Genomic DNA, 1,226 nt, shown 5'->3' with positions numbered 1-1,226 from the left:
GCCAGATAGCCGTCGAACTGGCCGCGCACGACATCGTCCTTCGTCAGCGTGCGGATGGCGCGGAGCACCTGGACCTTCTCGTCGATCAGGTCGTCGGCCGAGCGGCCGACAGGCGGCTCCATGGCGAGCAGCAACAGGATGTTGAGCAGGTGGTTCTCGATGACGTCGCGGATGCAGCCGACATCGTCATAGAATTTGCCGCGACCGTCGATGCCGAAATCCTCGGCCATGGTGATCTGCACGCTCTCGACGAAGTTGCGGTTCCAGATCGGCTCGAGGAAGGCATTGGCGAAGCGGAAATAGAGCAGGTTCTGGATCGCTTCCTTGCCGAGATAGTGGTCGATGCGGAAGATCGACTGCTCGTCGAACACCAGGTGCAGCACCCGGTTCAGCCAGCGCGCCGACTGCAGGTCGTGACCGAATGGCTTTTCCACCATCAGCCGCGCGCCACGCGCGGTGCCGGACTGCTCCAGCCCCTGGACCACGGTTTCGAACATGGTCGGCGGCACCGCCATGTAGTGCAGCGGGCGCTGGGCGGAGCCGAGCGCCGTCTTCAGCTTCTCGAACGTCGCGGCGTCGCGGTAGTCGCCGCTGACATAGCGCAGCAGCGAGGCGAGCTTGGCGAACACCGTCTCGTCTATACCGCCCAGCGCATTGACGATGCCGTCGTGGGCGCGCGCCTGCAGTTTGCCGATGTCCCAGGGGTCGAAGGCGACACCGATCACCGGCTCGGTGAGCGTCCCCTTGGCGACCATCTGGTAGAGGGCCGGAAATATCTTCTTGTGGGCAAGGTCGCCGGTCGCCCCGAAGAGCACCAGCGTGTCGGACCGTTCCTGACTCATCGATGTCTTCCCCGCTCTCAGGTCTTTGGCTTCTCGACATGGCCGCCGAAGGCGTAGCGCATGGCGGAGAGCAGCTTGTCGGCGAATTCGGATTCGCCTTGCGAGGAGAAACGGTCGAAAAGCGCCGAGGACAGCACCGGCGCCGGCACGCCGGTGTCGATCGCCGCCTTGAGCGTCCAGCGGCCCTCGCCGGAATCCGAAACGCGCCCGCCGAACTGCGTCAGCGCCGGATCGTTCTTCAGCGCGCCGGCGGTGAGATCGAGCAGCCAGGAACCGATGACGCTGCCGTGCCGCCAGACCTCGGCGACCTGCGGCAGGTCGATGTCGAACTGGTAGTATTGCGGGTTCTCCAGCGGGCTGGTCTCGGCGTCGGCGGTGCGCGCC

Annotated in this window: 2 pseudogenes; both read right to left on the bottom strand. The window is 65.3% G+C overall.

The features are described 5' to 3' along the window. A pseudogene (locus tag EN742_RS35370) lies at positions 1-842 on the bottom strand (glucose-6-phosphate dehydrogenase); the annotation flags it as partial. 17 nt (positions 843-859) lie between these two features. Continuing rightward, positions 860-1,226 (bottom strand): annotated as a pseudogene (locus tag EN742_RS35365) (6-phosphogluconate dehydrogenase (decarboxylating)); the annotation flags it as partial.

The sequence above is a fragment of the Mesorhizobium sp. M4A.F.Ca.ET.020.02.1.1 genome, assembly GCF_004022645.1.
Taxonomy (GTDB): Bacteria; Pseudomonadota; Alphaproteobacteria; order Rhizobiales; family Rhizobiaceae; genus Mesorhizobium.
The sequence above is the reverse complement of the archived record's forward strand: the minus strand, read 5'-3'. Positions and strand labels throughout refer to the sequence as shown.